General features: G+C 54.4%; 7 protein-coding genes. 2 read left to right on the top strand and 5 right to left on the bottom strand.

What is annotated here, in order from left to right; genetic code table 11:
- Positions 1-275 precede the first annotated feature (275 nt).
- The 4 genes from phnD to ACLQ7H_RS09705 all read right to left on the bottom strand — a co-directional run bounded on the left by phnD (position 276) and on the right by ACLQ7H_RS09705 (position 4,796).
- Positions 276-1,208, bottom strand: coding sequence for a phosphonate ABC transporter substrate-binding protein (phnD, locus tag ACLQ7H_RS09720; protein WP_411752479.1), 933 nt, complete (start codon positions 1,206-1,208; stop codon positions 276-278).
- 43 nt (positions 1,209-1,251) lie between these two features.
- Positions 1,252-2,085, bottom strand: a complete 834-nt coding sequence (gene phnC / locus ACLQ7H_RS09715) for a phosphonate ABC transporter ATP-binding protein (RefSeq protein WP_411752478.1) — start codon at positions 2,083-2,085, stop codon at positions 1,252-1,254.
- A 156-nt stretch (positions 2,086-2,241) separates the two neighbouring features.
- Positions 2,242-3,699: a tagaturonate reductase gene (locus tag ACLQ7H_RS09710; RefSeq protein ID WP_411752477.1), complete on the bottom strand. Its 1,458-nt coding sequence runs from the start codon at positions 3,697-3,699 to the stop codon at positions 2,242-2,244.
- Positions 3,700-3,770: 71 nt separating this feature from the next.
- A complete protein-coding gene (locus ACLQ7H_RS09705) occupies positions 3,771-4,796 on the bottom strand; it encodes a zinc-binding alcohol dehydrogenase family protein (RefSeq protein WP_411752476.1) in 1,026 nt (341 codons plus the stop codon).
- A gap of 149 nt (positions 4,797-4,945) precedes the next feature.
- On the opposite strand from ACLQ7H_RS09705, the gene ACLQ7H_RS09700 reads away from it, so the two are divergent.
- Positions 4,946-5,851 (top strand): FCD domain-containing protein, encoded by a 906-nt coding sequence (locus ACLQ7H_RS09700; RefSeq protein ID WP_411752475.1) that lies wholly within the window; start codon positions 4,946-4,948, stop codon positions 5,849-5,851.
- A 344-nt stretch (positions 5,852-6,195) separates the two neighbouring features.
- Entirely contained in the window at positions 6,196-7,425 is a 1,230-nt protein-coding gene (locus tag ACLQ7H_RS09695) for an MFS transporter (protein ID WP_411752474.1), read from the top strand.
- A gap of 36 nt (positions 7,426-7,461) precedes the next feature.
- Here the strand turns inward: ACLQ7H_RS09695 and trpS are convergent, their stop codons facing one another.
- Positions 7,462-8,469, bottom strand: coding sequence for a tryptophan--tRNA ligase (gene trpS / locus ACLQ7H_RS09690; RefSeq protein ID WP_411752473.1), 1,008 nt, complete (start codon positions 8,467-8,469; stop codon positions 7,462-7,464).
- Positions 8,470-8,488: the final 19 nt, after the last annotated feature.

The raw sequence follows: 8,488 nt of genomic DNA, 5'->3' as shown, positions 1-8,488 counted from the left end.
CCCACAGGGAGAGGGAGCTAGATCGGTGTTATGGGCAAGGACATGAAGCCAATCTGTAGCACGTCCAAGGTACAAATTTGTGACTCGCTCAGTCCGCTCACCCCTACCCTCTCTCACAGGGAGAGGGAGCTAGATCGGTGTTATGGGCGAGGACATGAAGCCAATCTGTAGCACGTTCAAGGTACAGGTTGAATACAGTCATTAATTTGTGACTCGGTCAGTCCCCTCTCCCTGTGGGAGAGGGTTAGGGTGAGGGGCCGAGAACGTAGCCAGCCTTAGCGATCGCCCTTGGTCAGCTCACGCTTCATATCGATAATGGTCTGGTATTCCGCCAGCTTGACGTCGCCAATGTGCTGCTTGCCGCCCATCGCCTTGATAAAGCACTGATGGTTGTCGGTATCCAGCTTCTTGATGGCGGTAACCACCTTGGCTTTGAAATCCGCAGGCAGAGCATTGCTCACCAGGATCGGGCCATTCGGGATCAGCGGCGACTGCCAGATAATGCGGATCTGCTTCATCAAATCTGGATGATCCATACGGATCATCCGATTGAAGGCTCCGCTGGTATAGCCGGTGTTGTAATCGCCAATCATCGAGGCCCAGGTGACCGCGCCTTCAAACTGACCATTCAACACGCCGAGCACGTCCTGCTCATGGCCACCAGAGAAAGTAATACTGGAGAAGAAATTGTTGTATTTGTTATCCGGCGTACCACCAAACTGCTGTTTGAACACCTGGTTGGGTACCAGGAAACCGGAAGTGGAGTCCGGATCGGCAAAGCCGAAGGATTTGCCTTTCAGATCTTCCAGCTTTTTGTAAGGGCTGTTGGCTTTCACCACCACCACCGAGTGATAACCGCGTGACCGATCGGTATCATCCACCGCGATCCCCACCAGATCGACCGCCTTGGGATCCTTGATGTACACCGAAGCAAATGACGAAGGCGACATGCTCAATACCAGATCGATCTTGCCCCCGAGCAGGCCCTGGATCACGCCAGAGTAGTCGGAAGAATTGCGCAGCTTGGTGTCTACGTTCAACTCTTTATCCAGAAAATCTTTCACACACTGGTTATCGCCAATCTGTTGAGTCGCGTTCTGCCCGCCCAGGATCCCCAGGTTCAACTCTTTCGGCGCATCCGCTGCACCTGCAGTAAATACCATCATTACGCCGGCCATCATGGTGGTCAGTGTGAATACTTTTTTCATTGCGCATGCCCTGTGTGTAAAGGTAAAGGTGACATTCAAGTGATTAATGGATCTGATTGGCTTCTTCGCCATACAGTTGCTGCAAAATACGTTCGTTAAGCTGTGACGGGTGGCCGTCGAAAATGATTTTTCCCTGGGCGATGCCAATCACCCGGGTGCAGTATTCCCTCACCAGTTCGACCGAGTGCAGGTTTACCATCACCGCGATATCGTTCTCGCTGACTTTCTGTAGCGCATCCATAATGCGGCGGGTGTTTTTCGGATCTAGTGAGGCAACCGGCTCATCGGCCAGCAGGATTTTGGGGTTTTGCATCAGCGCGCGGCAGATGGCGACGCGCTGCATTTGGCCGCCGGACAGGTTCTCAGCCCGTTGCAGCGCATGCGGCAGCATATTCAGCCATTGCAGCAGTTCGATCGCCCGCGCACGGTCAGCATCGTCGAACACTTTGAAGAAGGATTTCAGCGTCGAGGTGTGGCTGAGGCGGCCAAGCAGCACGTTAGTGATCACATCCAACCGGGGGACCAGGCAAAAGTCCTGGAAGATCATGCCACAGCGGGCGCGCCACTGGCGCATCTGGCGGGCTGAGAGCTGCGCGATATCCTGTGCAACCCCATCGTCCTCAAAATGCAGCATCTCGCCACAGCTGGAAGGAATGGTGCCGTTCAGCGTATGCAGCAGGGTGGATTTACCGGCCCCGGAGCGGCCTATCACCGCCACAAGTTCCCCGGCGTGCAGATCAAAATTGATGTCTTCAAGAACGCGTTGCTGGGATTGGTAAGCCTTACCCAACCCTTTTACCGCTAATACTTTGCGTAAAGGGATCGGTTGTTGCCCTGGATAGTCGGTCGGTGCCAGTTTTAACAGTGCCTGCGCCATATGATTTCTCTGATTTCAGTGGCTAATCTTATGGGCACCTATTAACGAATAACTGTGTGACACGCAGATGATGGTTTTATGGCCGGGAAATGACGTTCAGCGCCATTTCCCGTGGTGGATAGGATTACAATAAGTGGGCCGCAGCCAATCGAGATTTTATCGGCGCTCTATTTCGCTCAATGCCGCACGCATCCCGTGGTCACGAATGGCTTGCAGATCGGTGGTCACAGCCACGGTCAGGCCAGGAACCGCATTGAGATTTTGCCCCCAATGAGCCTCATCGGCCAGCACGCTTTCCACCAGCGCCGCGAGCGTCATATCCCGGTGCTGAACCGCAGCCCATAGGGTTTCAAACCTCCTCAGCCAATGGGCATCATCCTGTAGCGCATAGCTACCCGCCTGGCGTTCGCCACGATAGAAGGCCAACAACGCCGCCAAAGCAAAGGTCAACCGTTTCGGCAGCTCGGCATTTTTCTGTTGGCCAACCAGCAGCTGCGGCAAAATACGCGTGCGGAATTTGGTCATGCCGTTCAGCGCAATCGACAGCAGCTGGTGCTGAATAAACGGATTACGGAAACGGTTCTGCACCGCTTCGGCAAAGGGCCGTAACTCTTCCTGCGGCAGATCGAGCACCGGCATAATCTCTTCGGCAATGGTGCGTGCCACATAGCCGCCGATCTGCTCATCGCTCATGGCCTCGCCCACGGTATTCAAACCGGCCAGAAACGCCACCGGCACCAGCGCCGTATGTGCCCCGTTGAGGATCGCCACCTTGCGTTCTTTATAAGGTTTGATGTCATCGACAATGTGGACGTTCAGGTCCAGCCGATCCAAGTGCAGCTCTTGCGCCAGCCATTGCGGGCCCTGGATCACAAACAGATAGAAATGTTCCGCCGTGTCAAGGAAGCTATCTTGATACCCCAACTGCTGTTGCCACTGATCTACTTCATCGCGTGGGTAGCCAGTGACGATACGATCGACCAGCGTTGAGCAGAAGGTATTGCAATCGTTCAGCCAATCGGTGAACGCCTGCGGTAACTGCCACTGCTGTGCATAGCGCAGCACGTATTCTTTCAACGCGGCGCCGTTGTAGTCGATCAGCTCACACGGCAGCAATACCCAGCCCTTGTCTGCGGCACCGTCAAAATGGCTGAAACGCTCAAACAGTAGCCGCGTCAGCTTGGCCGGGAAGCTGGCCGCCGGAGCGTCGGTGAACTTATCGTCCGGTAAATAGGCGATCCCCGCTTCGGTGGTGTTGGAAAACACGAAGCGGATCGCCGGATCCCGTGCCAATGCCAGATAGCTGTCGTACTGGTGGTAAACGTTGATTTCCCGGTTGACCGAGCGGATCAGGCGCGGCTCGCAAACCGCCTCCCCCTGCTCATTCAGCCCACGGATAATGGTGGTGTACAAACCATCCTGGGTATTGAGCGAAGGCGGCTGCTGGCTGTCGATTGGCCGCACCACCACCACGCCGGCATTCAGCCCGGTATGCTGGTTTAACAGGTCGATTTGCCAATCGACAAAGGCGCGCAGGAAATTACCTTCACCGAATTGGATAATGCGATCGGGATATTGCGCGCCAGGAAATTCACTACGATTGAGTTGTTTCATTATTGCTCCTTGCATCCGCTGATCCCCCCAGGTCGTAAAATACTATCGGCAAGACCTGGGGAGTCATCGAGTTAGTTAAAATGAATCACGCCTTTAATCAGCTGTTTATTATTAATTACTTCCGCTTCATAAATATCTGCCAGCGTGGAAAATTCAAATTGATGGGAAAGCATCATCCCGGCCGTTATTTTTCCGGCGGCCATTAATCGCCCAACCTTGATAAAGTCTTCTTTGGTCGCATTGCGGCTCCCCATCATGGTGGTTTCCTTTTTATGGAATTCCGGATCGGAGAACTGCAGATCGCCCTTGAACAGGCCGACAAACGTAATGCTGCCACCATGGCGGATCAGGTTGACGCTATGGTTCATCGCATGCTGATTGCCGGTGGCATCAATGATTTTTGCCGCCAGCATGCCGGAGAATTGGGCTCTTAAGGCAGCCTCAAAACCGGCGTCCGACGGATCTAGCGTGGTCAACCCAAGCATGTTTTCCACATGGCTTCGGCGCTCTGCGCTGGTATCGGCCACGATCACGGTTGCCCCGTCCGCCTTGGCGATAGCCGCAACCCCCAGGCCAATCGGCCCTGCTCCCACCACCAACAGATGATCGCCCTGTTCGATGGCTGCTCGGCGTACGGCGTGGGCACTGATAGAGAACGGTTCAATCAGCGCTGCCGCTTGGGGTTCCACATCATCTACGGCCAGCAGATTACTCACCGGCACGCTTAAAAATTCGCTAAAGCCGCCGTCTTGATGCACGCCAATCACCGAGATGTTTTCACAGCAATTAGGCCTGCCGCTGGTGCATGCTCCGCAGTGATGACAGGAAACATAAGGGATCACCGCCACACGCTGTCCGACGCGCAATTCACTAACCTGGCCACCAACGCTGACAATCTCGCCGCATATTTCATGCCCCAGCACCCGCGGGTAGCTGAAGAACGGTTGCTGACCAGACCAGGCGTGGATGTCGGTACCGCAAATGCCTACCGTCAGCATTTTGAGCACCGCTTCATCCGGCGCAGGCTGGGGTACCGGCCTTTGTTGGTAAACCAGCCGGGTCGGCTCCAGACAAACTAGCGTATTCATTGTGGTCATGATCCCTCCTCCTGTGATGTGGAGCTGTTATCCCGCAAAAAGAACAGGCGTATTGAGCTGATGAGGAGAATTTGTGAGTCAGCACAAATTAAACCGGTTTAAATGGGTTTTAAATGCTTAAAAAACACTTAAGCCCACAGAGGGATCCCATGAGCAGAACGCAAAACCTCCGCCAGAACGTGGTTAATCAGATGATCGACGGCATCCTCAAGGGCCATATCCGCTCACCGCTGCCTTCCCAGGCGGGGTTGGCAGAAATGTATAACATCAGCCGCACCACGGTACGCCACACGCTTACGCACCTTCATCAACGTGGGGTGCTGGAAAAGGTCAATGAGGATTACGTGATTGTGCGCATGCCGCTGGCGGAAGACGGCTTTGAATGCATGAGCCACTCGCTGGACGAGCAAGGCAAACTGTTTGAGAAAGCGTTCTATCAGATGATTAACCAAAAGCAGCTGCGCGCGGGGGATTCATTCACCGAATTGCAGCTTTCACGCGCGGTTAACGTCAGCCCGGTAGTGGTGCGGGAATTCCTGCTGCGCTTCAGCCGCTTTGACCTTATCGACAACGTGCGCCGCGGCCAATGGAGCATGAAAAAGTTTGATCTGAACTATGCCGAGCAGCTGTTTGAACTACGGCAAATGCTGGAAACCCACGCGCTGTCACGCTTTATCAACCTGCCCGCACAGGATAGCCGCTGGTTGCAGGCCAAAGAGCTGTTAAACCGCCATCGCCAGCTGCGCGATACCATCAGCGACAATTATCGGCTGTTCTCTCAGCTGGATCGTGACTTCCATACCCTGATCCTGTCGGCCGTCAACAACCCGTTTTTCAATCAGTCGCTGGAAATCATTTCAGTGATTTTTCACTTCCACTATCAATGGGATGAAACCGATCTTAAGCAAAGAAACATTATTGCAATTGAAGAACATATGGCCATTTTGAGCGCCCTGATCTGCCGCAGCGATCAGGAGGCCGCCCGTGAACTGCACCGCCATCTTGATACCGCCAAGCAGTCGATGATCCGTTCCATCAAACAGGATGCCTGCTGATTTTTATTGATAAAAAACCGACTAGAACGGGATTTAAAACCGATTAAAAACAGCAAAATCGTAACCGCCGCACGGAACCGGTTAAAAAAGGCACCATGAAACATTTTCGCCACCTAGGCTCACTGCCGAAAGATTAACTCATACCGTTGTTAAAACCTCTCCCGGGCCCCCCCGGAAGCACAAAAATTATTAATACGGAATTATGGAGGCGAGTAATGGAAAAAATAACGACCATCAGTAATGGGAATGAACGGACAGAGTGTTGTTCTGATAGCATTAATCCTATTCCTGCGGGCGGAATAACCGAGCGTTCCGCAAGAATTAAAAAAATCCAGACTACGGCAATGATCCTGTTATTTTTTGCTGCCGTGATTAATTTTCTCGATCGCAGTTCGCTGTCCGTCGCCAACTCCACCATTCGTGAAGAAATGGGGTTGAGCGGTACCGAGATCGGCCTGTTGCTTTCCGCCTTTTCACTGGCCTATGGGATTGCCCAATTACCCTGCGGACCGCTGTTGGATCGCAAAGGCCCACGCATCATGCTGGGCCTGGGGATGTTTGTCTGGTCTGCGTTCCAGACGATGTCTGGCATGATCCACAACTTTACCCAGTTTATCTGGGTGCGTATCGGCCTAGGGATCGGCGAAGCCCCCATGAACCCTTGCGGCGTTAAAGTGATCAATGATTGGTTCAACATCAAAGATCGCGGTATGCCGATGGGGATCTTCAACTCGGCCTCCACCATCGGGTTAGCCATCAGCCCACCGATCCTCACTGCCATGATGCTGGTGCTAGGCTGGCGCGGGATGTTCATCACCATTGGTTTGCTGGGTATTGCCCTGTCGATTGGCTGGTACATGCTGTATCGCAACCGTGAAGACATCAAGCTGAGCGAGCAGGAGCAAAGCTATCTCAACGCCGGTAGCGTCAGTGCACGCCGTGAACCGATGAACTTCAAGGAATGGCGTTCGCTGTTCAAGAACCGCACCATGTGGGGCATGATGATCGGCTTCAGCGGCATTAACTACACCGCCTGGCTGTATCTGGCCTGGCTGCCGGGTTATCTGCAAACTACCTATCACCTGGATTTGAAAAGTACCGGTATGCTGGCGGCAATCCCGTTCCTGTTTGGTGCCGCAGGCATGCTGTCAAACGGCTTTGTCACCGACTTCCTGGTGCGCCGTGGCATGGCTCCACTCAAGAGCCGTAAAATCTGTATCGTCGCCGGTATGCTGCTTTCCGCTGGTTTTACCTCCGTCGTGGCACAGGCGACAACCACCACCAGCGCGGTGGCATTAATCAGTATGGCGCTGTTCTGTATCCACTTTGCCGGTACCTCCTGCTGGGGGCTGATCCACGTGGCGGTCACGTCCCGTATGACCGCCTCGGTGGGCAGCATTCAAAACTTTGCCAGCTTTGTGTTCGCTTCGTTTGCCCCGGTGATCACCGGCTGGATCCTCGATACCACCAACTCATTCAGCCTGGCACTGACCATTAGTTCCTGCGTTACCCTGATCGGTGCGCTGTCTTACGTGTTTATCGTCAAACACCCGATCACCGACAGCGCGGCCTGATCGTCAGACTTCCCCTCTCCAAACGGAGAGGGACCTTTAATCCAGGGCAAAAAAATCCAGACCCAGCGCGGACTTGACCTGTGCCAAGGTGCCCTGGGTGACCTGATTGGCCCGCTGGCTGCCCTCTCTCAGGATACGCATCAGCTCGCCCTTATCGGCGCTGTACTCGGCCCGGCGGGTGCGGATAGGCTCCAGCAGAGTTTGCAGGCAATCCTCCAACAACCGTTTAATCTTCACATCCCCCAACCCGCCCTGACGATAATGGTCCTTCAGTTGTGCCACCAGCGCGGTATCCTCGCAAAATGCGTCCAGATAGGTGAACACCATATTGCCTTCCACCTGCCCAGGATCGCTGACGTTCAGGTGGTTGGGATCGGTAAACATGCTCATCACCGCCTTATGCACTTCGTCAGCGCTGGCCCCCAGCATGATGGTATTGCCGCGTGATTTCGACATCTTGCCCTGCCCGTCCAGCCCCGGCAGCCGACCCACGCGGCTCAGCAGCGGCTGGCACTCCACCAGCACCTCGCGATCGGCGATGCGATTAAAGCGCCGGACAATCTCGTTGGTTTGCTCCAGCATCGGCAACTGATCTTCCCCAACCGGCACGTGAGTCGCCCCAAAAGCGGTGATATCCGCCGCCTGGCTAACCGGGTAAATCAGGAATCCGGCAGGCAGGCTGCGTGAAAAGTCTTTCTCGATGATTTCACTTTTCACCGTGGGGTTACGTTCCAGGCGGGCGACGGTGACCAGGTTGAGGTAATACATCGTCAGTTCTGCCAGCGCTGGGAGCGCCGATTGCAGACACAGCGTAGTCTTGGCAGGATCGATCCCCACCGCCAGATAATCGGCCACCACGTTTAGCACGTTGGCACTGATTTTTTGCGGATTGCTGCCGTTATCGGTCAGCCCTTGCAGATCGGCCACCATCACCGTTTGCTGATGATGATGCTGTAGCTCAACGCGCTGGCGCAGTGAACCGACGTAATGACCCAAATGCAGTGAACCGGTGGCGCGATCGCCAGTCAGAATGGTGTAACTCATAGCCTTGCTCCTGGAAGTA

It is taken from the genome of Serratia sp. (in: enterobacteria) (genome assembly GCF_046715635.1).
GTDB lineage: Bacteria > Pseudomonadota > Gammaproteobacteria > Enterobacterales > Enterobacteriaceae > Chania.
Note: the sequence above shows the minus strand (reverse complement) of the source record. Positions and strands in the feature narration are given on the sequence as shown.

What these genes read in the sequence shown, in the direction of transcription:
- trpS (WP_411752473.1), bottom strand. Translation starts at nt 8,469, where the DNA reads ATGAGTTACACCATTCTGACTGGCGATCGCGCCACCGGTTCACTGCAT.
- ACLQ7H_RS09695 (WP_411752474.1), top strand. Translation starts at nt 6,196, where the DNA reads ATGATCCTGTTATTTTTTGCTGCCGTGATTAATTTTCTCGATCGCAGT.
- ACLQ7H_RS09700 (WP_411752475.1), top strand. Translation starts at nt 4,946, where the DNA reads ATGAGCAGAACGCAAAACCTCCGCCAGAACGTGGTTAATCAGATGATC.
- ACLQ7H_RS09705 (WP_411752476.1), bottom strand. Translation starts at nt 4,796, where the DNA reads ATGACCACAATGAATACGCTAGTTTGTCTGGAGCCGACCCGGCTGGTT.
- ACLQ7H_RS09710 (WP_411752477.1), bottom strand. Translation starts at nt 3,699, where the DNA reads ATGAAACAACTCAATCGTAGTGAATTTCCTGGCGCGCAATATCCCGAT.
- phnC (WP_411752478.1), bottom strand. Translation starts at nt 2,085, where the DNA reads ATGGCGCAGGCACTGTTAAAACTGGCACCGACCGACTATCCAGGGCAA.
- phnD (WP_411752479.1), bottom strand. Translation starts at nt 1,208, where the DNA reads ATGAAAAAAGTATTCACACTGACCACCATGATGGCCGGCGTAATGATG.